The sequence below is a fragment of the Dietzia maris genome, from assembly GCF_036287335.1.
GTDB classification, from domain to species: Bacteria; Actinomycetota; Actinomycetes; order Mycobacteriales; family Mycobacteriaceae; genus Dietzia; species Dietzia cinnamea.
Genome location: NZ_CP143053.1, coordinates 464,760 through 487,028, shown reverse-complemented (window position 1 = coordinate 487,028; position 22,269 = coordinate 464,760). Strand labels below are relative to the sequence as shown.

Below are 22,269 nucleotides of genomic sequence, written 5' to 3'. Positions count from 1 at the left end.
AGAAATGGATGTCGGCGAGCACTTTGTATATCTTTCAGAGCAGCAGCGCGACGTCGGAATGTCCCAGATCTTGACGAGGGAGATTGCGTCCGCGTCCGACATCGGTCGCATCCTCGTCGGCATCGACGACCACGGTGATCGACACTTGCTCATTCCGATTACCCCGAGCCAACAGCTAACGCCGTTCTCCCACAAGGCAATCTCAGTTTCCAAGAGGACATTATTCGGCGACTCAGCAATGACCGATTACCTTGATGTCGCTTGCAGCAAGCCACGTCTATTTTTGGTCTTCGACCGATTGCTCGACGAAGTTGTCTCTCGAGTCATATCCGGCACCGCGGATCCCGTTGCCGCCTGCTTGAACACGTTGGACGAGTGGCGGCAAATAATAGAGACCGCCTCAAGTCAGACCTCAGCTACGACAATCGCCGGTCTAGTGGGCGAGCTGACACTGCTTGAGAGCTTAGCGGAGCTTGATCCGATTGGGTCATTGACTTCCTGGGTGGGGCCAGAAGGGGTAGTCCATGACTTCGTATCCGGCGAGAACTCCGCAATCGAGGTGAAGGCGACAACCTCGAAAGAAGGTAATCGCACGTCAATCCACGGGCTCGACCAACTAGATTTCAGCTCTAGAGCGCACCTTTATCTCGCCGTCTACCACCTTAGGGAGAGCCCCAATGCCCCCAGTTTGGACGACAGGATCGATCGGTTGGTCAATATCGGTGTGTCTAGGGTCGAATTGATCAAGAAGGTCTCCAAGGCGGGATACATATACGAATCAGGTACAGACGCCGACCATCGGTTCGAGTGCATCGGGTTCAAGCTCTGGAGGGTGACGGATAGCTTTCCGGGCCTGAAGAGATGCAATCTCGACCCAAGGCTCATTGCCGGTGTGGGAAATGTCCAGTTCGACATCGAACTAGTCGCCGCTCCGCCGCCGCTCGATGAGCATCAAGTCAAACAGGTTCTCGTTGGTTGGAGCCCAAATGTCTGACGAGCTCGAGGAAGCGCTGGCTCCAGTTAAGCACCACTTCCGCGGAAAGAAGATTAGTGAGAACACCGTGTTGGCCGCCTACATGCGGGCGGCAAAACTAGCGCCGACCGGGCCAAAGTGGCAAGCGGCTAAGGCTGCGTTCAAAGGCGGTGCGACTTTCTCGCAGGCTGTCGCTACAGTTGCAGAGTCGAATACCTCGGCGGCCACCCAGGCCGCGGACGCGCCGCGCGCTGTGCCGACGAAATCCCCACGCGACCCAGTTCCCTCGTCTAGACCGCGCAGTTCAACTGAACAGGTTTCCCCGTCGTATAAGACGACGAAAGAGGTGAGTCAGTTGGGCGCCAAGCCTGATCCCCCCCACAAGGTCTTTAGAACGACGAAGGGGGGCGACGAACGGAATTCAATGAAGTGGTTCCCGAAGCGATTCGCCCCCGGCGATATCCATGGGCAGGGAGCCGAAAAGCTACTCGGACGTCCGGACCTTCAACAGTTGGAAGTATTAGTACGCGAGACAGCCCAGAACTCCTGGGACGCCCGCGGCACTGCCGATCGAATTGACTTTTGCATCAATCTACGACGCCTCACAAAAAACAATCTAACCGCATTGAGGTGCGACGTATTTGGAGAGGCTGGGGGGCCGGAGGGGTTACAGGAACTCTTAGGCCGCGATGAGGTCTGGGCTATCGAGATTTCCGATCGCGGGACGATCGGCCTAGGTGGTCCGACTAGGAATGACCTTGTGCCCGCCTCGGGGGTGCCCACCAACTTTATCGACTTTGTTTTCGACTTAGGCGCACCGAAAAACCAAGGGATGTCGGGCGGTACATACGGCTACGGAAAGACTGTGTCCTACTCGTCGAGCAGTGTCGGGACGGTACTGATCTGGTCGCGGTGTGCGAACAATGGTCAATTAGAAGACCGATTGATCGGTTCTGCGATCGGACCTAGTTTCAATATGGGCGGCCGACGATACACTGGGCGGCATTGGTGGGGGCGGATCCCAGAAAACGGCGAGAGAGTTGAACCGCTAATAGGAGCCGAAGCAGAACGCATCGCTGCAGACGTGTTCTCGAGTGGGTTCGAGGGTTCGGTTACGGGCACGAGCATTTTGATTCTCGACCCGCATTTTGGCGATGACGATGAATCGCGGCCTAGTCAAGCACGTTCGATCGCCGAAGTCGTAGAAAATCACCTCTGGCCGAAGTTGATCGATTCGGACTTGCTGCGAGCACGGATGGATATCACTATACTGCTAGACGGCGAGACCATTCCAATCGGAGATCAGGCGTCTCTCAAGATTCGGGCCAACTACGCGGATTGTCTGAACATGGTCCGAAGAATCCAGAGTGGCGGCTCGACGGATTCCGACATCGTTCGAGCGTTTCCGATTACTCGCTATAACGATGTCGTTGGCCACTTATGCATGACGCGGTTTCCACTGGATAAGCGAGCGGGACGAGGGCTTGAGTACGATGACCCCGGCCCAAATCGACTTGCGGAGAACCGTGTTGCCTTAATGAGGAACGAGGCCGAACTCGTCGTAAAGTACCTTGATTTCCCCGCGCTAGCCGTCGAAGGGTTCGCATGGGTCGGTGTGTTCAAGCCGGTCGCGGCAACGGATGGGGCGTTCGCAGCGGCCGAGCCCCCAGCGCACGATGAATGGAACCCAGCGACCGTGACAGTGAAGACGCAGAAGTCGATCGTCAATGTAGCGCTTCGGAAAGTAAAGGAAGCGGTGGCGTCGTACCTAGCACCGACTAAGTCTCTGGGCGAAGTGGGTGTTCAACCACCCGCTGCCCAGATCGGTGACTTCTTAGCCGGACTACTAGTGGGTTTAGACGGGCCCGCTCCAACTAAGCGGCGGAGCGGCACGACTTCTTCGACTCCGAAAAAGTCGAAGGCTAAAGTCAGCATCTCCGGCGTCAGAACCGACCCAATGCCGGGTTCCGAGTGGAACACGTCGATCGTCACAGTTCAAATGCGAGCCAACGATTCTCAGCGTCGCCCTGTGTCGATGGACCTGTCAATTGGGACCGAGGGGAACAGTCGTGAACCTATCAGCCGCGTTGTACTTCGAAACAACGGATGGCTTTCGGATTCGGGAATTACCGCCGACCAGCACATGCTAATGAAAGATGGGGACACCGCTTTCTACGTTTTTGACTCTAGCTCCAAAGTCGCGATCGACTTACAACCTCGGATAGAGACCCCCTAATGGCGCACTTTCGAGTACTCCCGCACAGAGTAGCCAGCGCCGCATCAATCAAAGTCGAGCAGTGGTGGTACCGCCTCGGCGACGGCGAGATCAGTGACCTCCCCGAACTGGTTCCGGGGTGGGACTACAATACCCACACGGTCGTCGGGGTAGACGTAGAGATTAATACAGAAGAGCTGACCTCCAGCACAGGCTTACCCATCGAAGCAATCGAACTCGTCATTACGCTTGATTGCCCTGCCGTCTCGGAACGCTTCCTCGAAAAATCCGCCATCTTGGACGGGCCCCAATCGCTGGCCGTAGAAATTCCCAGTGGCCGAGCCGCCGACTCCTTCATTGCGACTGCGCATCTTGTCGCGAAATCAACTGAGCCACTTCAGCAGTCGCCAGCCTCGGTCAGAAGTGGGGCGCGCCTTTTCACCTCGGAGCCGCAGCGGGCGCAGCTCGAGGGGTCTGGGGGGCGCTTTCCCGTTGAGGTCTGCGGATTTAGTTCCATCGGCTTTGAGTCCGCACCCTGGACGCTGGTGTCCGACTTCGAGGAGCTCAGCGACTCATTTATGGGATCTATTCGACTCTTTGTCAATTCGGAGCATCCACTTGGAGCGCTCGCGGCGAAACCAGCCCAGAACGCGACGGCCGCTCGCTTAATGCAAATAGACACTATGCGTCTTCTCATCGCCGAAATCGCGCGTAGTGGAATGTACGAGTCCCACGCCTCGTGGCCAGATGGGAGCGTGTCTTATGTGGTCGATTCGATGTGCTCAGCATACTTCAACCGCGAGCTGAGCACGATGATTCAATTGCTAAGTGTTGATCCTGCTGCGTTCGAGCGCCTCCTATACGACAGTCTCCCCTTCGACGAGGTGGCTTCTCTATGAGTCATTACGTATATCCTCGACTATCGGGGGCCGCGGCCGAATTCGCTTATACTTCTATATCAAAGGCCTACCGGTCTGGGGGACTAGCGGCCGTAAGAGAACTAAGCGGAATATCGCACTCATCGGCGAGCCCCGTGCCAACCGGGGGAACCGTAGCGACCGAAGCGCGTATTGCGGCAGTTCGGGAAGCCGCAGAAACCGCCACACAAGAGTGGATCGATCGGGGCAATATTGGGCCACGCGAGGTGGGCGTCTTCGACATTGCACTTGGGCGCGCTTTACACCGTTCGCTCGAGATTGCCCCAGCGGACGCCGCCCATGTCGACACCTGGAATTTTCTGTCCCTCGTGGTTATGCCGCACTTGAGCGTGCTCAGATTCCCCGACATGCATCGATCGAGAATCTTCGGAATGCCCCGAAATTCGCTTCGTCGAGCATGGCAACGAGAGGAAGTGATCGGCGACCTCCTCATGGGAAACGAGGGCACACTCGGCGAAGATATTCTGGTTGGTATGTTCGAACGGACTGCGCTCGCGAGGAACCGCACACTCATCCGGGCAATGACCCGAGCCCTACTCGCCTACGACGGCCCCATTGCTAGGTCCACTCTCGCTAGACGATTCTCGAAAACAGTAACCTGGGCCACTGGGCCATTCCTGCTCGACACCCTCAGCCAGAACGAAGTCGACGAAATAATTCCCCAATACTTGAATATCTCCATTTTGAAATTGAACGAAGGCGGTGACCTAGAGGAGGCAGAGGTGAGCACCGCCCCGGCGCGCTGAAGCCGTGACGGGGTTCGGATTTAATATCTTGTCATCGCCTTCGGTAAGGTGCAGTTGTGGATAGTGGAGAGTTGGGGACTTCTAGATCTCCGTACGGGGTCAAGCTGATCCGCGGCCCCTTCCTCGATCTGCCTCCGCATGAGCACCACGCCGCAGACGTAGGGGAATTCAAGCGTCTCACCAAGTCGCTTCGCGGACGGGGCGCGCATCTCGCTGCTGACCTGTTCTCCGGCGCCGGAGGCATAAGTCTCGGTCTCGAGGAGGCCGGCTACGACGTCGTTCTCGGCGCTGACCACTACGAGGCCGCTGTCCGCACCCACGCCCACCACTTCGCGGGATTGTCCCTGGACTGGGATCTCGCGGACGCGGACGTTGTCGAACGCGTCGCGGGTCTCATCAAGGAGGCCCGGGTCGAAATCATCGCCGGCGGTCCGCCCTGCCAACCGTTCTCCAAGGCCGGCCGATCCATGATCCGACACCGCGTCCAGCTCGGAGAGCGTGATCCCCACGATGAACGGCGGGATCTGTGGCGCTCATTCCTCGAGATCGTCGGAGCCGCCCGGCCTCGCGCTGTGCTCATGGAGAACGTTCCGGACCTCGCCCTCGACCGCGAGATGTTCATCTTCCGATCGATCGTCGAAGAGCTGGAACAGGACGGCTACTCCGTCCACACCCGCATCGTGGAGACATGGAGGTACGGCGTTCCCCAGATGCGTCAGCGCCTCCTCGTGGTCGCCTTGCGAGACGGCGTCGCCTTCGAGTGGCCCGCTGACGCCCCCACCAAGACGACCCTGTGGAACGCGATCGGGGAGCTTCCCGAGGTCGAGGGCGGCTGGCGCCCCGAGGGGGGTGCCGAGGGTTGGGCGGAGTACGACGGCCCGGTAACCGATTACCAGAAGAGGATGCGGCGCGGCGTGCCCGGTGCGGACGCCCATAAGGTGTTCGACCACATCACCCGTCCGGTTCGTGAAGACGATCGCGCAGCGTTCGAGACCATGACGCACAAGACCAAATACTCCGACCTCGCGCCCGAGCACCAGCGCTACCGCAACGACATCTTCGACGATAAGTACAAGCGTCTCGACGAGAACGACCTCTCGAGGACGATCACCGCACACATCGCCAAGGACGGTTACTGGTACATCCATCCCCGCCAGCCTCGGACGCTCACCGTCCGCGAGGCCGCGCGCATCCAGTCCTTCCCCGACTACTTCCGCTTCTCGGGGCCACCGTCCGCCGCCTTCAAGCAGATCGGTAACGCGGTCCCTCCCCTGGTCGCCGAGACCGTTGGCAAGTCGATCCGATCAGCGTTGGCCGCCGGCCGGTCGATGCCGTTCAACTCACGCGAGATCTCGGCGAGGATGGCGACCTGGTACCGGAGTCGCGGAGAAGACGATCTCGCCCTCCCCTGGTTCCGGTCCGGTTCGCGGTGGGTTTTCGTCGCCAGTGAGATCCTCCTCGCCAGAGCGTCACGAACGGTCACGCGGAGCTTCTTCCCCGCCATTGCAGCTCTCGACGTCCCCCGCGGCTCCCTTCCCGCGGACGACTCCCTCGCCATCCTCAGGAACATGGCCGAGGGGGTCGGACGCTCGACGCGCGCGAATCAACTCGGTGATCTGGCCGAGGAGATGGCCGACGCCCCGGATGCTCTTTGGTCACCGACGATCGACCGCACCGCCCTGCCGACGATCCCCACGTCCATCGCGGACCTGGCGGAGCTGGCCGTGCCGACAACCGACGAGAACGGGCAGGAATCAGAGGAGCCCATTCTGACCGGAAAGGGCATTCTCCGCGTGGCCAGTCGGTTCCTCGGAAACGACGTGGACAAGCGCAACAAGCTGACCGACGGCCGACTGGCAGTCGCCAGACTGGTCGGCATCGGCGAGGAGTCGCGGGACGCCCAGCTCGGTCTCATCGAGCTCGCGGCGTCGGTCTGTACCATCGACCAGCCCCGGTGCAGCATGTGCCCGCTGTCGGACCACTGCGCGTACGCCAATGACAAGCGGGATGAACCCACCTCGCTCTTCTGAAATCAGAACCCGAGCGACTTCGCCATCTCCGGCGACTCCTTCTTCAGCAGGTCCGAGATCTGCTTGAGGGCGTCGAAGTTGCCGGTACGGACGAGCGCCGCCTTGATAGCCAGCCCGATCTCGGCGCCGTTGGACACCTCGCTCGGCATGCCGACTGCGCCGTTATTACGCCTACGCGGAGCGTCGACGCGGTAAGCGTTGTTGGCGAGGATGCACAGCTCCGAGATCGGGCGTCCCAGCATCTGCTTGAGCTGGGGCGGGAGAGCGACCCGCATCTTCGCCACGTTGATGTTGAACGCCGCGTCCAGGTCGGTGTCGAAGTCGACCGAGGCTCGCGCCAACTTCGTGTGCTCGTCCAACGCCCGGGTCCCGGCCCATCCGCCCCATTGCACGAGCCGGTTGGCGCGATAGATATACAAGCCCTGCTGGCGGTTCCACTTAAGCGGACCAGACGCCGCCTCGAAGGCCTCCGGCGACGAGAACGCGTTCCGCGACGGCAGGATGAAGCGGCGGAGATGGACCTTTCCGGCGTGGTCACCGACCATCACCTCGAACGACTCCGCGCCGAGTTCTTTGAGCTCCGGCTCGTCTCGCTGGAAGGGGTCCCAGGGCGCGAGCGGCTGGTCGTCCACCCAGATCTCGATCTTCCGTGCAGTCCCCTCGCCGGCCAGGAAGCGGTGGAACACCATCGAGAGGTGCGAGATGAGCTTCTCACGCAGGCTGTCAAATCGCCTTTTCGCCCACCCACCGGTTGCCTGCCTTGCCGGCAGTATCCGGTCGAGCTTCTCCCAGATCACGACGGTCCCCGGCTCACCGGCCAGCAGCTCACGAGCTCTCGTGGTCGCGGCGTCCGGATGTGGGACCACGACGATCCAGTCATCGCGCTCGGCGATGAGGTCGAGATCCAATCTCTGGATCTGGGGCTCCTTCATTCGGGCTGTGCGACTAACGACGGTGACCGAGCGTCCCTGCGAGAGAGAAGCGGTCTTCAGCCCGAGGCCGTACCTCCCCAGATCCCCCAACTCGTAGTCGCGGCGGCTGCCGAACCGGAGCGATTCGAGAGCACCGTTCACCGACATGCCGTGCCCGTCGTCGCAGATGAGTACACGGGAGTCCTCGCCGTCGAACTCCATGAAGACGCGGATCTTCTCCGCACCTGCACTCACCGAGTTGTCGATGAGGTCAGCCACCGCCGAGCTGAAGTCGTACCCGATATCCCTCAGGGATTCCGTGAGCCTCGCGGCCGAGGGGGTGACGGATGCGATGGCGACTCCGGGGTTCACGTGTTAGTTCTCTCTACTTCCTCGAGACTGACCTGCTCAGCCGATAGCGACGATCATTGTCGCCCACAGGTCAGACACCGGAGCCCGGCCGGGCCCGCCGAGCATCGGCGACGCTCCGATACTGCCGCCGACCCACAGGATTCGGTCGAGCCGTCCCCGCGGGCTTCTTCGGCACAAGAGTCAACCTCGCTGACATCGGCCTTCCGGAGACATTAACACCCGCTTCGACGCCCACCGCTCGCGACTCGCTGCCGACGACGCTGCGATCGCGTGATGTCTATCGGCCAATCACGACGACTACCGCCGGTCAAACGTCCGACCGGCCCCACCCGGCGTAGTGAAAGCCCCAGCCGCCACGCCCGTCTCGCGAACACCCCGTCGGTGTGGCGCGTCACCGGGTCGCTGAACTCGGGCGGGCGACCGCGCACCTCGTCGTCGTCGAAATAACACCTGCCTTCTCACCTGCACCTTTCCCACCCACCGGAATAAACTGGTGATGCGGGCCACAACGCGGTCACAGTGTCCTCATCCCTCCCCCGGGCGCGCGCGGCGCGGCGGACGGCGGCACCCCCGGCACGACGGGACCCTCATCGGCGAAAGGACACTCCATGGGCGACATCCGGGCCCTCGGCTACCTCAGGATCGACACCACCGACCTCGACCGCTGGCGCACCCTCGCCCACGACGTGCTGGACCTGGGCGTGGGCGCCGGCGGCGACGACGACACCCTCCACCTGCGCCTCGACGAGCGCGCCCGACGCATCACGCTGCGCCGCGCAGAGAAGGACAACCTCGACGCCGTCGGCTGGGAGGTGCGCGACGAGATCGCCCTCGACCGCGTCCGGGCCACCCTCACCGAACACGGCATCGCCTACCGCGACCTCACCCACGACGAGACGCAGGCCATCAAGGTCGACGGCGCCATCACCCTCGCCGACCCCTGCGGCCAGCGCCTGGAGATCTTCCACGGCGCCGAGCTGGACCACTCTAAGGTCTCCACCAAGTACCGCACCGAGTTCGTCACCGACGAGCTGGGCCTGGGCCACCTCGTGGTCCCCACCACCGACTACGACGCCACCATCGGCTTCTACCGCGACGTGCTGGGCTTCCACACCCGCGGCGCGTTCCCGTTCCCGTCCGCGCCGGGCATGCCGCCGCTGCGCATCCAGTTCATGGGCGTCAACCCCCGCCACCACAGCTTCGCCGTGATGCCCGCCCCGCACATGGGCCCCGGGATCGTCCACATCATGCTCGAGGTGGCCGAGATGGACATGGTCGCCCAGGCCATGGAGCGCACCACCGAGCACGGGTTCGGCATCTCCTCCACCCTCGGCCGCCACACCAACGACAAGATGGTGTCCTACTACCTGCGCGCGCCCGGCGGCTGGGACATCGAGTACGGCTACGACGGGCTCATGGTGGACGAGAACCAGTACCTGCCGCAGAACATCACCGCCGACAGCTACTGGGGCCACGACTGGTCCGGCAGCGAGCCCCTGGCCTGCACCCTCCCGCTCGAGGAGCCGGCCGCCGAGGCCGCGGCCGAGTCGCTGTCCGAGCCGGTGGTCGGCACCGCGGCGGCGCCCGCCTGATCGGGGCGGCGGGCGGCGCCCGGCGCTCGGCGCTCGCCTGACGCGCCGCTCGGTGATCGGAGCGTGCCGGCAGCACACCGCTCCGGATCAGGGGTCCGCCCGGACCTCGATCAGCTCCCACTGCCTGACCGGACCGGGGGCGTGCGCCCGGCACATAGTGAAGATCGGCTCGGAGAAGGTTTCGCGCAGCCACACCTCGACCGGACCGCGCGGGCCCTCGAGCGTCACCTGGACGTGCTCGTCGCGCTCGACCACGCTGAGCGGGGCGAAGGCGTCGATCCTGTCGTCGGGCACCACCGCGCGGGCATGGTGCTGGGCGCTCTGGACCGCCGACGAGTAGCTGCTGCGTCCGCGCAGGGACCGCTCGTCGACCCGGCCCTCGGTGTATCGCGTGACGATCTCGGCCGGATCCTCCGCCTGATCGACACGCCCGTAGTAGAGGCCGTGCGGCAGGATGAGCATCGTCGCGGCGAAGCGGTCGCCACCCAGGTGCGAGCACTCCCACGTGAACTCCGGATACCGGTCGGCGATGAGCCCCGCAGCGCGCCGGCCCCGCACCGCGCAGCACTGATCGTGCTTGCCGTGCGCGCACACCGCGACCAGCGGCTCCGCGCCGGGAGAGCCGGCGGAGCCGTCGAGGGGGATCTCGGCGTAGCCGACCGGCCCGTCGACCTCGCCCCACCGCAGAGATTCGTGCCCGGGCCGCGCGTCGGCCAGCGCCCAGCGCCACCGTCGTTCCTCTGGGTGACGACGACGACCCGGTCGGCGGATCGCGGCCACCCTGACGTCCGCCTCCTGGGCGCGGCCGGCGATCTCCCGGCCCAGCTCGGTCGGGAGGAGGTTCGGGGAGTCCAGCAACGCTGAATACCCCCACGGCCCGGCCAGCTCGACCATCAGCCACCGCAGCCCTCGTGACCCCGACCCCTCCAAGGGATCGCCGCGGCGCAGCGACGAGTCGCTGCACGGTTCCCAGTCCGCAGGCCTGCTCACAGAGCCACCACCACACCCTCGCGCAGCAACCGGCGCAGCACCACCGCGCCGTCCGCGGCGTCCAGTCCCGGGAGCGCGCCGGCGCTGACCGGGTCGCCGTCGATCATCTCCCGCAGCGCGGGCTCGCACTCCGCCGGGAAGGTGATCGACTTGTCGGGCAGGCGCAGAACGACCTTGTCGGCGACAGCAGCCGGGCCGATCGAACCGTGTAGGCCGTCGCGCCACCTCACCGGAGTGTCGGCGTCGAGCGCGGCGACGGCATCGAGGGTGGCCAACGGGCGGATGGCCGCGGGCCGCGTGAGTTCCAGGTACCGGGCGGCGAGCGCCCGCCCTGTCCGCGCCGCGATCGCGTCCGGCTCCTCGGTGGCCAACCGGGCGATCGTCGCGAGCACCTCCCGCACGTGGTCCTCGGTCCGATCGGCGGCTACCGGGGCGAGACCGAGCGGCAACGACGCCCGCAGCTCCTCATCCGAGGCCAGCCCGTCGAGCACCGCCCGGGCGATGTCGACCCCGGTGAAGGGCGCGACGCCCACCGTCAGATGGATCGACGTCTCGCCCAGCGCCTCCGCCGAGTGGATCCAGCCACGCGGTAGGTACAGGCAGTCCCCGGGCTCGAGGACCTCGTCGATGACCGGCTCGTCTGCGGCCCGCGCCGAGATCGCCTCGCGATGATCCGTCCACGGCTGGTCAGGCAGCGGATGGTGGTGGACGGGCTCGTGCACCCGCCACCGCTTGGCGCCCGACACCTGGAGCACGAACACGTCGTGCACGTCGTAGTGCGGGTCGAAACCCCGATTGGCCGGCGGGGTGATGTACGCGTTGGTCTGCACGGGATGGCCGACGTCCGCGTTCATGCCCCGGACGAATTCGATGATCGGCGGCCAGAACCGGTGCAGGCCCTGCAGCACAATCGTCGCCCCGGCCGCGAACTGCGTGAGCATCCCGTCCGGGTCGATCTGATCGGCGATCTGCGCACCGAAGCCGGCGGCGCGGGTGAAGCACGCCCGGTCCACGAGCGAGCCCTCCCGCGCCATCCGGACGAACGGCGTGCGCACGCCCCGCTCGGCGATGATCTCGTCGACCATCGCCGGCGACAGCAGATCCGAGAAGTCGCGCGGCAGCTGTGCCGAGCGGGTCAGCAGCGGGCGCCGACCCCAGACCTCGTCCGCGAACTCATCGCGCCCGCAGCCGATGCACCGCTCCAGCACCAGGGATCACTGCGTACCGTCGGCGCCGCCATCTGCACCGTCCGGATTCGACCCGCCATCAGCGGGCCCTTCGCCGGCATCGGCAGCCCCGTCGGCGCCGCCGTCGTGACCTTCCGGGTTCGAGCCACCGTCGGCCAGGCCCTCGCCCTCGCCCTTCATGTGGTGGGCCGATCCGTCCGCGCCGCCGTCGTGACCGCCCGGGTTGGAGCCGCCGTCGGCGACCCCCTCGCCCTGGGCGGCGGAGGTGGTCATGTCGTCGTCGTTGATGGCCATCTGCGTTCCTCTCGTCAGTGCAGGCCGATGACCTGCGCGATCGTGTGGTGTCGCCATGTGCCCGACCGTGGTCCCGCGAATGTGGTCCCGAACACAATGGCCGTTCCGGTTCCCACTATGGCACCGGCCGGACCTCGGCACGACCGGACGCAGCGGGCCCGCAGCAACCGATCCCGCGGGCCTCAGCCGGTTCCCATGCATCGGCCGACTGGGGTTCTCACGGCACACGACACGCAAGCTGCCGTCAGCCTGTGCGACCCAGGTCGGACCGGCGTAACGTCGATCTCGCGGAACCACCGCACGCATCAGCGTGAACGAGAGGAGCTGCAATCACCTTGACCGACATCACCGACGTAACCGTTTTCGGAACCGGCGTACTCGGATCCCAGATCATCATGCAGGCCGCCTACCACGGCAAGACCGTGACCGGCTACGACATCTCGGACGAACTGCTCGCCGAACTGCCCGAGCGATGGGAGTGGATGCGCGGCTACTACCGGCGCGACCTCCCCGATTTCGACGAGGCCCGTTTCGACGCCGCCATCAAATCCATCAAGACGACCACGGATATCGCCGAGGCGGTCGCCGACGCCGACCTGGTGATCGAGTCGATCCCGGAGAAGCTCGACCTGAAGAAGCAGGTCTGGGCGCAGATCGGAGCCCACGCGCCGGAGAAGACCATCTTCACCACCAACACCTCGACGCTGCGGCCCAGCGACTTCGCCGCCGACACCGGCCGCCCCGAGAAGTTCCTGGCCCTGCACTTCGCCAACCTCGTGTGGCGCTACAACACCGGCGAGGTCATGGTCACGCCGCAGACCGACAAGAAGTACTTCGACGCGGTCCTCGAGTTCGCCGGCGAGATCGGCCTCGTCGGTGTACCCATCCACAAGGAGACGCCCGGCTATCTCCTGAACAGCCTGCTGGTCCCGTGGCTCAACGCCGGCGCCGCCCTCTACGTCAACGGCGTCGCCAATCCCGCCGACATCGACAACGTCTGGCGCACCGCCACCAACTCGCCGCACGGCCCGTTCCAGGTGTTCGACACGGTCGGCTTCAACGTCGCCGCCAACATCTCCCGCGCATCCGGCGACCCCACCAGGATCAAGTTCGCCGACATGCTCCAGGAGGGAATCGACGCCGGAAAGGCAGGACTCGGCGACGGTCAGGGCTTCTATCGTTACGACTCCGATGGCAACATCATCGAGCCCGTGGAGGACTGGAACCTCAACTGAGCGACGGGCCGAGGCGGCGCCGCCCCCGCGGCCCTCGGCGCGACGAGAGCCGCCGCCCGGCGCGAACACCGGGCGGCGGCTCCGTCGTTGCAGCCGCGGACCTCGTCGTCGTCGTACTCCCGACGGCGTACCCCGCGACCGCCTACCTGACCGGCAGGCGCGCTACTTGACCAGCAGCTGCGTTACTTGACCAGCAGCTCCGCGATCTGGATGGTGTTGAGCGCCGCGCCCTTGCGCAGGTTGTCGCCCGCCACCATGAGGTTGAGGCCCTTGTTGCCCTCGATCGATTGATCCTGGCGGATGCGGCCCACCAGCGACTCGTCGATGCCCGCGGCCTCGAGCGGCGTCGGCACGTCGACGACCTTGACGCCCGGCGCCTTGGCCAGCAGCTCGCGCGCCTGGTCCGGGGTGATGTCCTTCTCGAACTCGGCGTTGATGCTCAGCGTGTGACCAGTGAACACGGGCACGCGCACACAGGTACCGGCCACGCGCAGCTCCGGCAGGCCGAGGATCTTGCGCGACTCGTTGCGCAGCTTCTGCTCCTCGTCCGTCTCCTCCGAACCGTCGTCGACCAGCGCACCCGCCATCGGCAGCACGTTGAACGCGATCGGCGCGACGTACGGGCCGGTGTCGTCGGTCTTCAGCGCCTTGCCGTCGTGCACCAACTCGTGGCCGGCGCCGACGTTGCCGGTGATCTGGTCGTTCAGCGTGTCCACGCCAGCGAGCCCGGAACCGGAGACCGCCTGGTAGGTCGACACGACGAGCCGCTTGAGACCCGCCGCGTCGTGCAGCGCCTTGAGCACCGGCATCGCGGCCATCGTGGTGCAGTTGGGGTTGGCGATGATGCCCTTGGGAGGGTTCTTCGCCGCGCCCGGGTTCACCTCGGAGACGACGAGGGGGACGTCGGGGTCCTTGCGCCACGCGCTGGAATTGTCGACGACGACGGCGCCGGCCGCCGCGAACCGGGGGGCCTGCTCCTTGGACATCGTGCCTCCGGCCGAGAAAAGGGCGATATCGATCCCCTCCAGCTCCTCGTCGGGCGTGCCCGCGGTGTCCTCGACGACGATGTCCTCACCGCGGAACGGCAGCGTGGTGCCGGCGGACCGGGCGGACGCGAAGAAACGGACCTTGTCTGCCGGGAAGTTCCGCTCCTCGAGCAGGGTGCGCATCACGCGCCCCACCTGGCCCGTGGCTCCGACGACGGCGACAGTGGTCATGTGTGAGGTCAACTCCTGAAAGTCTTCACCCGGCCACGCGCGGGCGGGATCTCCACCCTGTGCTCGAGCAACCGGCAGTCGCCCATGCTACCGCCCGTGGCGGTCCGGTCGAGAGTCGTGCGTCACAGCCGGTCGGGAGGGCCCTTGACGTCGCCCGGCAACGGGGCCGGCACCGCCACGACCCCGGCCTGCAGTGCCGCCAGGAACGACACGAGGAAGGGCAGGCCGGGGGCCGTGAGCACGAGCGCGCGCTCCCCCTCCCGCCTGCGCGACGCCAGATCGGCTGCCAGCACCGCGACATCGTCTGCGAGCTCTCCGCGCGACCGCCGCTGCTCCACCAATTCCGCGCCCCTGTCGTCGAGGTAGCGCACCGAGTCAGCGGCCGGTGCGGCGTCGACGAGCTCCCACCACCGGCCGAGGAGATCCGGTGGCGTTCCCGCCCCGGGAACCGGGTGCGTCACCGAATCCACGTCCGTGCCCATGCGCCTTCTCCGTTCTCCGACCTGATTTCCGATCACATTGCCGATCCCATTCCGGGACGGCTGTCCGAAGCCGTCGATGACGTTATTCCGCTCGCCTTTTCCGCAGCTTTTCGACCACTGCCGGAACCCTTTCGACGGAACCACAGAATCCCTTTCCCACAAACGGCGAGGCGCTTATCCGGCGCTAACCCCGCTGATTCATGGGGCGTGATGGAGTCGGGTTTCTACGGATGTTGTGTCCGGCGGGTCGTGTAGACGTGTTTGGGCGCCGGCTGGCGCTGCCGGTGGGCGGGTCTCCGGGTGGTGCTGTCGTGGGTGGGCAGGTGGGGTCAGGCCGGTTTGGGGATCGCGGCGATCGTGTGGAACACCGCTTCGATGGCGGTGGCCCAGGGCCAGGTCTCGGGGATTTTGACCCGTCTACGTCGGCTGCTGCGGGTCAGTAGGGCGGCGACGTGGAGGAAGCGGTAGCGCATCGCTTTGGGCTCGCACGCTGCGAGGATGGTGGCGGCGCCGGTGCAGGCCAGCATCCGGGTCCAGGCGACGAGGTCGGCGGCGATCATCACCGCCACCAGCCATGCCTGGTTGAGAGCGAACTCTCGCGAGGGCAGACGGCCCAGGCCGGTGTCTTTGGCGTGGCGGATCCGGTCCTCCACCCGGGCGTGCGCCCGATGCCTGGCCTCGAGGAACTGCAGTTGACCGGTGGCGGTGTTGGTGACGAACGCCTGGTAGCGCCACCCGTCGAGTTCCTCGAACATCGACAACTGGGCGCCGGGGTGGGGCCGCTCACGGCGGACGATGACCCGCATCCCGTCGGGCCACTTGGCGAGCATCCTGGGCGGCAGCAGTCCAGTCAGCTCGGCGATCTCCGCGCCCGGCCTCAGGTCGCCGTCTTGATTCACCGCTGGCCCCCACGCGGTGTCGGGGGCGATCGCGATGGCCCGGCGGATTCCGGCGGTGATCGAGAAGCCGACCGAGTACTCCACCCGCCGACCACGGATCCGATTCTGCTCGGAGATCCACTCCAACAGGTCATGGGAGGCGCCGGCGCCGTCGGATCGGATCAGCACATCACGCCGATGGGCGGCGGGAATCTGGGCGATGGCTTGCCCCAGGACGTCGATGTGGTCGGCCGCGGTGTTCGACCCCGCGTTGCCCGGCCGCAAGCTCGCAGCGAGGAACTCTTCTGTGTTGTCGCACCACACGCCGATCGGGTGGTAGCCGAAGGTGCGCTTGTAGGTCGGCGCGCTCTGTTCTTTCTCGCTGTGGGTGACCACGATGGTGGCGTCCACATCGAGCACGACCGTGTCCCCCAGATCCCGGCCCGCGCACTTGGAGGCCGGCACCCCGCCGGGCAGCTGGGACCACACATGCCGCCGCGTACGGGCCCGCGCGACCTGGATCTTTTTGCGTTTACCAGCGGTGACCTCGTCCAGGGCGCGCCACACCGTCGGAGAGGAGGCGACCGGACCCAGGACAGTGGATTGGTGGCGCAGGACGCGGATGTCGGCGATGGACGTGCCGCCACCTGTGAGCATCACCGCGACATCGGTCAACACCCTGCCACGGTCATGGATCGGGATGGATCGGCGCTGCGCCATGGCCCCCGACAGCTCGGCGGTCAGGCCGACGCGATCAGCCAGAAGACGCGGCGCGATGACCCCGGCATGAGCAATCACCCCGACATCCTCGACGGAGAACGACAGACCAGACGACCACGAAGTACGCTTCACCTACCGAGTGCTTTCTGCTTGAGGATCAGGAACCTTAGACAAGTCCCAGTTTCCCCTGTTCAGGAAGCACTTCGGTCTATTTTCACCCAGCGATCCGCAGATCCCCGTGAACTACCGGGGCTAAAGTACGCGCGTGGAATCACTGAGCCGGAGCAGAGCGAGGGAAAAGGGCGCTGAGAAGCGCGCTGAAAGCGTCGGGACAGTGCCACCCGAGTGCGCGTTTAGCCATCCGAAAGTGGGCGGCAAGACGGCGGTGAGTCCGCACGGTTACCGTGGGGCGCGTCGCCGCCCGGCGGCACCGACACCCGAGGGAGACACGACCATGGCCAAGGCCGCCAAACGCCGACGCCCGATCCTGCGCTACACCGCCATCGCCGCCACGGCGGTGCTGCTTCCGGCCGTCGCGTACTCGATCTGGGCGGTGTCCCGCGACTACGAGATGAGCTCGGCCCTGGAGATCGAGGCCACTGCTGACGAGGTGTGGGCCGTTCTGGCCGACCGCGAATCGTACCCGCGGTGGAATCCCTTCATCGTCTCCTCCGCCGGCGACCTGGTCGAGGGCGGGACGTTGACCAACGAACTGATCGACACCAACGGCGGGAGCATGACCTTCACGCCGACGGTCCTCACCGTGGAGCCCGGCCGGGAGCTGCGGTGGAAGGGTTCGGTGGTGTTGCCGGGGATCTTCGACGGCGAGCACTGGTTCACCATCGAGCCCGCCGGCGACGGCCGGGTGGTCCTGCACCAGGAGGAACGGTTCTCCGGAATCGCGGTGCCACCGATGATCGGCTCGATCCGCGAGACGACTCTCCCTATGTTCGACCGGATGAACGAGGCCCTGGCCGCCGAGGTATCGCGGCGGCGCTGAGCATGCCCCGGCGCCCGCGGGGCGTAACGCAGCACGGTCACCGGGTAAGGTGCACTGCCCAGCCAGCTTGTTTGAGATCCGGCTGTTGGGTGGGTGTGCGCTTGGGCGTGACGCGCCGGCAGCGCTTGAGCGCCACATGAACGGTTGACGGCGCCATCTCCAACCAGCCCGCGAGCTGGACCGGGCCGAGGCACTTGCGGATCCGCAAGTGCACGATCTTCTTCACCCGTGGGCCAGGACGCCCGGAACCAGGCTGCTGCTGCGGCAAGGCGGAGCCCTTTGGCGCGGGGTGAGCACCGCGCAAGCGTGAGAGACGAGAACCTCCCTGGTTCAGAGCGGATGTGGTAGCAGCTCCCGCTCTGCCGGGAGGTTCTCGTCACATCAGGGAAGCCAGATCAAACAGCCTCCCTGGGCAGTACAGTTAGGCGGGCTCCGGGACCGCCTCCGAGACACGGCCGCCCAGGTACTCGACAACGATCGAGGTGCAGGTGAAACCCGCGCCGCCGCCGACCAGCAGGACGCGGTCGCCGGGCACGAGCTCGCCCTCGGCGACCATGCGCTCCAGGCCCACGAACTGGTCGCCCGCCCCCAGGTGTCCCATCGCGGCGGCGAAGCGCCAGTTCGTCTTCCGGATGTCCACCGGGATCAGCGCCTGCAGCTGCCAGTCCAGCTTGGACTTGCCCACCGCCGGCACGATCACGCGCGCCATGTCGTCGATCTCCGAACCCGCGTGCTCGAGCGCCCGTCGGACCGACGTGGTCACGGCCTCGACCAGCCGACCCGCCGCCTCGCGCATCCCGCCGGTGGAGATGAAGTGGTCGAACCGCCCGCCGATGTCGATCACCCCGGTGCTCGGCCCCTCACTGAACTCCGGACCGCGCACGACCTTCTCCAGGTCGTTTGCCGCCTCGGTGTGGCTCGAGATCATCCGGAACATCCCGGGCTCGCTCGACATGATCACCGCGCCGGCCCCGTCGCCGTAGACCACCCCGGACTCCGTCTTCCACCTGTCGATCTGCGCGCCGCTGAACCTGTCCGCGGCCGTGAGCAGGACCACCCCGTCCACCCCCGGCAACAGCCCGGCTGCCAGCTCCATGCCCGACAGCGCGACGTTGCACTGTTGCTGTAGGTCGAAGGCGCGCGCCCCGGGCCTTGCCGCGTGCGCCGCGACGTACGAGGCGGCCGGCCACATGTCCACGCCCTGGAACCAGATGCCGCTGTGGAACACCACGTCCACCCGCTCCGGCTCGACGCCTGAGCCGGCGAACGCCCGGCGCGCGGCCTCGACCGCCATCTGCGGCGCGACCAACTCCTTCTCCACGGCCGCGCCGGCGAAGCCGTCCGCCAGCAGCGACTCCTCGTCATACAGGCCCTCTGCGACCGCGGACGCCGACGGGACCGACTCGGGGACGAAGGCCCCGACGCCGTTGATGTAGGTGTCGTTCCACTTCATGTCTGCACTCCTGCTCGGGTTGACTGTTCGGGTTGTCCGGTAACTGACCGGAGCTACTCAGCGGTCGTGTGGAGCGTCGTCGGCGCCGACGGTCCGGCGGTCACGCGCGAGTGCGCGCGCCTCGTCGTCGTCCCAGGTCACGACGAGTTCGGAGACGCCGTTGACCAGCAACCCCGTTGGGCGGGGTACGTCCTCCGGGGCCACCGCCAGGGCGAGACCGGGCAGGCGACGGAGGATCTCCCGGTAGGACTCCCGCAGCTCGACGCGCGCGAGGGCAGCGCCTATGCAGAAGTGCGGGCCGTGACTGAACGACAGGTGCGCGGCCGCGTCGCGCGCGATGTCGCAGCGCTCGGAGTCGGTGAAAGTCCGCTCGTCACGGTTCGCCGACACAAGGCTCGGCAGGACCGCCGCCCCGGCCGGGATCACCACGCCGGAGAGCTCGACATCCTCGAGGGTGATCCGGATGAGTCCCTCGGTCCCCGGACCGTACAGACGTAAAAGCTCCTCCACGGCCGTGTCCACGAGCTCCGGCTGCTCGATCAGCCGACGCATCTCCGACGGGTTCAAAAGGAGCGCGTACACCCCGTTGCCGATCATGTTGACCGTCGTCTCGTGCCCCGCCACCAGCAGCGTCACCCCGAGGAAGGTCAACTCCAGCTCGGAGATCTCCTGCGTCTCGTCGTTTTTTCTGACCAGGTCCGAGATGATGTCGTCGGCCGGCTCGGCCCGCTTGGCCGCGATCAGTTCCGAGAGGTAGGTGAACAACGCCACCTGCGCCTCGGTGACCTGTTCCGCCGTGTACTCCTCACTCGTGGTGGCCAGGAACGCCCGCGACCACGCACCGAACTTCGGCCGGTCCCCGATCGGCACCCCCAGCAGCTCGCAGATCACCTGCACCGGCAGCCGGAGCGCGAAGTCCGCGATGAGATCGGCCGTCGGGCCCCTGTCCACCATCTCGTCGAGATACGCGCCCACCAGGCGCTTGACGTGCGGCTCGAGCACCGCCACGCGGCGCGCGGTGAACGCTCGGGAGATCATCTTGCGCACCCGGCCGTGGTCCGGCGGGTCCATGTTGAGCAGCGTCGGGAAATTCTGTGGCGCCGGCCCCAGACGCGGCGCACCCTCCTCGAGCGTGGCCGCCCGCGAGAAGCGTGGATCGGCCAGGACCGTCCGGACGTCCTCGTACCGCGTGACCAGATAGGCCTCGTCCCCCGACGGCATGCGCACCCGTTCGACCGCCGACCCATTCCGGATGTCCCCGTACTCCCGTGCGATCTCCATTGCCGAGGGCCTGTCGAAGGGATACGGGCACACTCCCGTATCCTCGGTCCGCTCCCGAACGTCTACGTTCCGCATACGCCGCCGATCCCTTCCCAGCCGATAATCGTGCCGGATACCCGCCGTGCCATAGGAGGCCCGGCGACCGAATTCCCAGATGAATTCGCCCGACATTCCCGGTCACCGTAGAAATTTCGCAATCTGCGGTCAATAGAGAAAAGGCCGGATTTAGCGGGAACAAAGCCCACCCCGGAGCACGACTTGAGTTCCGTCCCGGCCGCGTTTTTCGACTCACCGGATAACGTCCCACCCGACGCCGACGAAAGGCAGGCAATGTCGCACGCACACGCCCCGGTCCCCGAGCGGACCGACGTCCTCGTGGCCGGTGCCGGGCCCGCCGGCATGCTCCTCGGGCTGCTGCTGGCCGGGCAGGGACTCGACGTGGTGGTGCTCGACTCCTCCGCGACCTCGCACCGGACCTTCCGAGGCGAGTCCATCTCCCCCGACTCCGTCCGCGTCTTGCGGTCGGTCGGAGTACTCGACCACGTGGCCGACGACCGCCGTCGAACGGTCTCCGGGATCCGGATCGTCGACGCCGGCCACGACGTGCTCGGCGTGGACTTCGCGTCCCTGTCCGCCTGCGGCGAACTCCCCCACGAGATCCCGCAGGACGTCCTGCTCGAGGCCGCAGCCGAGCGTGGATCAGCGTTCCCCGGCTTCCACCTGATCCGACCCGCGACAGCCGTGGGCGTGATCCGCGAGGGCGGACGCGTGACCGGCCTGCGGGTCGAGCGCGACGGCGCGGAGACGATCGTCCGCGCCCGGGTGGTGGTGGCCGCCGACGGCCGATACGGCACCCTGGCCGCCGACGCCGGCATCGCGATCCGCCGGCGCCCCGCGGCCCGCGACTTCCTGTGGTTCAAGATCACCCCGCCCGCTGACTGGGACGCCACCAGCTACCAGGTTCGGATCGACGACGACGCGCACGCCATGTGCATCCCCACCGTCCCCGACCTCCTGCGCCTGGGCATCAACATCCCCTCCGGCGGCCTGCGCGCGATCCGCAAGGAGGGCATCGGAGCGTTCCACGACCGGGTCGCCGCCCTCGTGCCCGAGCTGGCCGACCCCGTCCGCGAGCAGGTCCGCAGCTGGCGCGACACCTCCATGCTCGAGATCTTCACCTCCGCCGCCGACCGCTGGTGGCTGCCCGGATTCGTGGCCGTCGGCGACGCCGCCCACACCCTCTCGCCGGTCCTGGCCCAGGGCGTCAACCACGCGATCCTCGACGCCGTCGTGCTGGCCGACCAGCTCGGTCCCGTGCTCGTCGCCTCCGGCGACGTGGAGGTGGACACCCGCTTGTGCAAGTTCGCCGACCTCCGCGAACCCCGGGTCGCGGCGGCCCGCGCACTCCAGCTACGCCAGGAGTTCGCCTTCGCGCAGTCCGGCCCAGTCCGCACGCTCGCCCGGCGCGGCGTCTACCGGACACTCGACGCTGTCGCCCCGCTCCGGGCGCACATCTGGGGCCGGCTCTACTACTCGATGGACCTGCCCGACGATCCCGCTGCCGCCGCCCTCGACAGGCTCACCCACCGGATGGGCAACCAGCCCAGCCACCCCTCCTCCATCCCCGTGGAAAAGAGTGTTGCTAACCCGGGTGATTCATGGGAATCTGCGGATCGCTGGGCGAAAATAGACCGAAGTGCTTCCTGAACAGGGGAAACTGGGACTTGTCTAGAGCTCCAGGTCCTCAAGCAGAAA

General features: G+C 66.0%; 19 protein-coding genes. 9 read left to right on the top strand and 10 right to left on the bottom strand.

Annotated features, from left to right (window positions below):
* Window positions 1-4: 4 nt before the first annotated feature.
* The 5 genes from VYL96_RS02175 (at window position 5) to dcm (ending at window position 6,902) form a co-directional block, all read left to right on the top strand.
* Window positions 5-994: a PD-(D/E)XK motif protein gene (locus VYL96_RS02175; RefSeq protein WP_063972180.1), complete on the top strand. Its 990-nt coding sequence runs from the start codon at window positions 5-7 to the stop codon at window positions 992-994.
* A complete protein-coding gene (locus VYL96_RS02170) occupies window positions 987-3,209 on the top strand; it encodes a hypothetical protein (RefSeq protein ID WP_131886368.1) in 2,223 nt (740 codons plus the stop codon). The genes VYL96_RS02175 and VYL96_RS02170 overlap by 8 nt, the downstream gene beginning before the upstream one ends.
* Window positions 3,209-4,087, top strand: coding sequence for a hypothetical protein (locus VYL96_RS02165; protein ID WP_063972179.1), 879 nt, complete (start codon window positions 3,209-3,211; stop codon window positions 4,085-4,087). The genes VYL96_RS02170 and VYL96_RS02165 overlap by 1 nt, the downstream gene beginning before the upstream one ends.
* A 245-nt stretch (window positions 4,088-4,332) precedes the next feature.
* On the top strand, window positions 4,333-4,872 hold the full coding sequence (locus tag VYL96_RS02160) for a DUF6339 family protein (RefSeq protein WP_131886367.1): 540 nt from the start codon (window positions 4,333-4,335) through the stop codon (window positions 4,870-4,872).
* Between the two features lie 56 nt (window positions 4,873-4,928).
* Window positions 4,929-6,902: a DNA cytosine methyltransferase gene (dcm, locus tag VYL96_RS02155; protein ID WP_231888826.1), complete on the top strand. Its 1,974-nt coding sequence runs from the start codon at window positions 4,929-4,931 to the stop codon at window positions 6,900-6,902.
* A gap of 2 nt (window positions 6,903-6,904) precedes the next feature.
* On the opposite strand, the gene VYL96_RS02150 is transcribed toward dcm, so the two are convergent.
* A complete protein-coding gene (locus tag VYL96_RS02150) occupies window positions 6,905-8,185 on the bottom strand; it encodes an ATP-binding protein (RefSeq protein ID WP_231888825.1) in 1,281 nt (426 codons plus the stop codon).
* A 608-nt stretch (window positions 8,186-8,793) separates the two neighbouring features.
* On the opposite strand from VYL96_RS02150, the gene VYL96_RS02145 reads away from it, so the two are divergent.
* Window positions 8,794-9,777 carry a VOC family protein gene (locus VYL96_RS02145; protein ID WP_063972177.1) on the top strand — a complete coding sequence of 328 codons (984 nt, stop codon included), beginning with the start codon at window positions 8,794-8,796 and terminating at the stop codon, window positions 9,775-9,777.
* A gap of 87 nt (window positions 9,778-9,864) precedes the next feature.
* Here the strand turns inward: VYL96_RS02145 and VYL96_RS02140 are convergent, their stop codons facing one another.
* The 3 genes from VYL96_RS02140 to VYL96_RS02130 all read right to left on the bottom strand — a co-directional run bounded on the left by VYL96_RS02140 (window position 9,865) and on the right by VYL96_RS02130 (window position 12,248).
* Window positions 9,865-10,671 (bottom strand): ferredoxin family protein, encoded by an 807-nt coding sequence (locus VYL96_RS02140; protein ID WP_207913595.1) that lies wholly within the window; start codon window positions 10,669-10,671, stop codon window positions 9,865-9,867.
* A gap of 92 nt (window positions 10,672-10,763) precedes the next feature.
* The gene (locus VYL96_RS02135; RefSeq protein WP_131886365.1) at window positions 10,764-11,975 is read right to left on the bottom strand and encodes a cupin domain-containing protein; all 1,212 of its coding nucleotides are present in this window, start codon (window positions 11,973-11,975) and stop codon (window positions 10,764-10,766) included.
* 6 nt (window positions 11,976-11,981) lie between these two features.
* Window positions 11,982-12,248: a BatC protein gene (locus tag VYL96_RS02130; protein ID WP_131886364.1), complete on the bottom strand. Its 267-nt coding sequence runs from the start codon at window positions 12,246-12,248 to the stop codon at window positions 11,982-11,984.
* Window positions 12,249-12,583: 335 nt separating this feature from the next.
* Here VYL96_RS02130 and VYL96_RS02125 point away from each other — a divergent pair, with 335 nt between their 5' ends.
* Window positions 12,584-13,483: a 3-hydroxyacyl-CoA dehydrogenase gene (locus VYL96_RS02125; RefSeq protein ID WP_131886363.1), complete on the top strand. Its 900-nt coding sequence runs from the start codon at window positions 12,584-12,586 to the stop codon at window positions 13,481-13,483.
* Window positions 13,484-13,665: 182 nt separating this feature from the next.
* Here VYL96_RS02125 and VYL96_RS02120 read toward each other — a convergent pair whose 3' ends face one another.
* The 3 genes from VYL96_RS02120 to VYL96_RS02110 all read right to left on the bottom strand — a co-directional run bounded on the left by VYL96_RS02120 (window position 13,666) and on the right by VYL96_RS02110 (window position 16,912).
* On the bottom strand, window positions 13,666-14,700 hold the full coding sequence (locus tag VYL96_RS02120) for an aspartate-semialdehyde dehydrogenase (protein WP_131886362.1): 1,035 nt from the start codon (window positions 14,698-14,700) through the stop codon (window positions 13,666-13,668).
* Window positions 14,701-14,822: 122 nt separating this feature from the next.
* Window positions 14,823-15,182 (bottom strand): hypothetical protein, encoded by a 360-nt coding sequence (locus tag VYL96_RS02115; protein WP_131886361.1) that lies wholly within the window; start codon window positions 15,180-15,182, stop codon window positions 14,823-14,825.
* 329 nt (window positions 15,183-15,511) lie between these two features.
* Window positions 15,512-16,912: an IS1380 family transposase gene (locus tag VYL96_RS02110; RefSeq protein WP_039867814.1), complete on the bottom strand. Its 1,401-nt coding sequence runs from the start codon at window positions 16,910-16,912 to the stop codon at window positions 15,512-15,514.
* 322 nt (window positions 16,913-17,234) lie between these two features.
* On the opposite strand from VYL96_RS02110, the gene VYL96_RS02105 reads away from it, so the two are divergent.
* On the top strand, window positions 17,235-17,780 hold the full coding sequence (locus VYL96_RS02105; RefSeq protein WP_131886402.1) for an SRPBCC domain-containing protein: 546 nt from the start codon (window positions 17,235-17,237) through the stop codon (window positions 17,778-17,780).
* Window positions 17,781-17,817: 37 nt separating this feature from the next.
* Here VYL96_RS02105 and VYL96_RS17255 read toward each other — a convergent pair whose 3' ends face one another.
* From VYL96_RS17255 to VYL96_RS02090, 3 genes are all read right to left on the bottom strand, one after another.
* On the bottom strand, window positions 17,818-18,006 hold the full coding sequence (locus VYL96_RS17255) for a hypothetical protein (protein ID WP_131886403.1): 189 nt from the start codon (window positions 18,004-18,006) through the stop codon (window positions 17,818-17,820).
* A 195-nt stretch (window positions 18,007-18,201) separates the two neighbouring features.
* Window positions 18,202-19,233, bottom strand: a complete 1,032-nt coding sequence (locus VYL96_RS02095; protein WP_131886404.1) for a ketoacyl-ACP synthase III family protein — start codon at window positions 19,231-19,233, stop codon at window positions 18,202-18,204.
* Between the two features lie 57 nt (window positions 19,234-19,290).
* Window positions 19,291-20,514: a cytochrome P450 gene (locus VYL96_RS02090; RefSeq protein ID WP_243699789.1), complete on the bottom strand. Its 1,224-nt coding sequence runs from the start codon at window positions 20,512-20,514 to the stop codon at window positions 19,291-19,293.
* Between the two features lie 330 nt (window positions 20,515-20,844).
* Between VYL96_RS02090 and VYL96_RS02085 the strand changes: the two genes are divergently transcribed.
* On the top strand, window positions 20,845-22,221 hold the full coding sequence (locus VYL96_RS02085; RefSeq protein ID WP_131886406.1) for an FAD-dependent monooxygenase: 1,377 nt from the start codon (window positions 20,845-20,847) through the stop codon (window positions 22,219-22,221).
* Window positions 22,222-22,269 lie beyond the last annotated feature (48 nt).

What these genes read in the sequence shown, in the direction of transcription:
- VYL96_RS02090 (WP_243699789.1), bottom strand. Translation starts at nt 20,514, where the DNA reads ATGGAGATCGCACGGGAGTACGGGGACATCCGGAATGGGTCGGCGGTC.
- VYL96_RS02130 (WP_131886364.1), bottom strand. Translation starts at nt 12,248, where the DNA reads ATGGCCATCAACGACGACGACATGACCACCTCCGCCGCCCAGGGCGAG.
- VYL96_RS02145 (WP_063972177.1), top strand. Translation starts at nt 8,794, where the DNA reads ATGGGCGACATCCGGGCCCTCGGCTACCTCAGGATCGACACCACCGAC.
- VYL96_RS02175 (WP_063972180.1), top strand. Translation starts at nt 5, where the DNA reads ATGGATGTCGGCGAGCACTTTGTATATCTTTCAGAGCAGCAGCGCGAC.
- VYL96_RS02095 (WP_131886404.1), bottom strand. Translation starts at nt 19,233, where the DNA reads ATGAAGTGGAACGACACCTACATCAACGGCGTCGGGGCCTTCGTCCCC.
- VYL96_RS02120 (WP_131886362.1), bottom strand. Translation starts at nt 14,700, where the DNA reads ATGACCACTGTCGCCGTCGTCGGAGCCACGGGCCAGGTGGGGCGCGTG.
- VYL96_RS02140 (WP_207913595.1), bottom strand. Translation starts at nt 10,671, where the DNA reads ATGGTCGAGCTGGCCGGGCCGTGGGGGTATTCAGCGTTGCTGGACTCC.
- VYL96_RS02165 (WP_063972179.1), top strand. Translation starts at nt 3,209, where the DNA reads ATGGCGCACTTTCGAGTACTCCCGCACAGAGTAGCCAGCGCCGCATCA.
- VYL96_RS02170 (WP_131886368.1), top strand. Translation starts at nt 987, where the DNA reads ATGTCTGACGAGCTCGAGGAAGCGCTGGCTCCAGTTAAGCACCACTTC.
- VYL96_RS02105 (WP_131886402.1), top strand. Translation starts at nt 17,235, where the DNA reads ATGGCCAAGGCCGCCAAACGCCGACGCCCGATCCTGCGCTACACCGCC.
- VYL96_RS02115 (WP_131886361.1), bottom strand. Translation starts at nt 15,182, where the DNA reads ATGGGCACGGACGTGGATTCGGTGACGCACCCGGTTCCCGGGGCGGGA.
- VYL96_RS02085 (WP_131886406.1), top strand. Translation starts at nt 20,845, where the DNA reads ATGTCGCACGCACACGCCCCGGTCCCCGAGCGGACCGACGTCCTCGTG.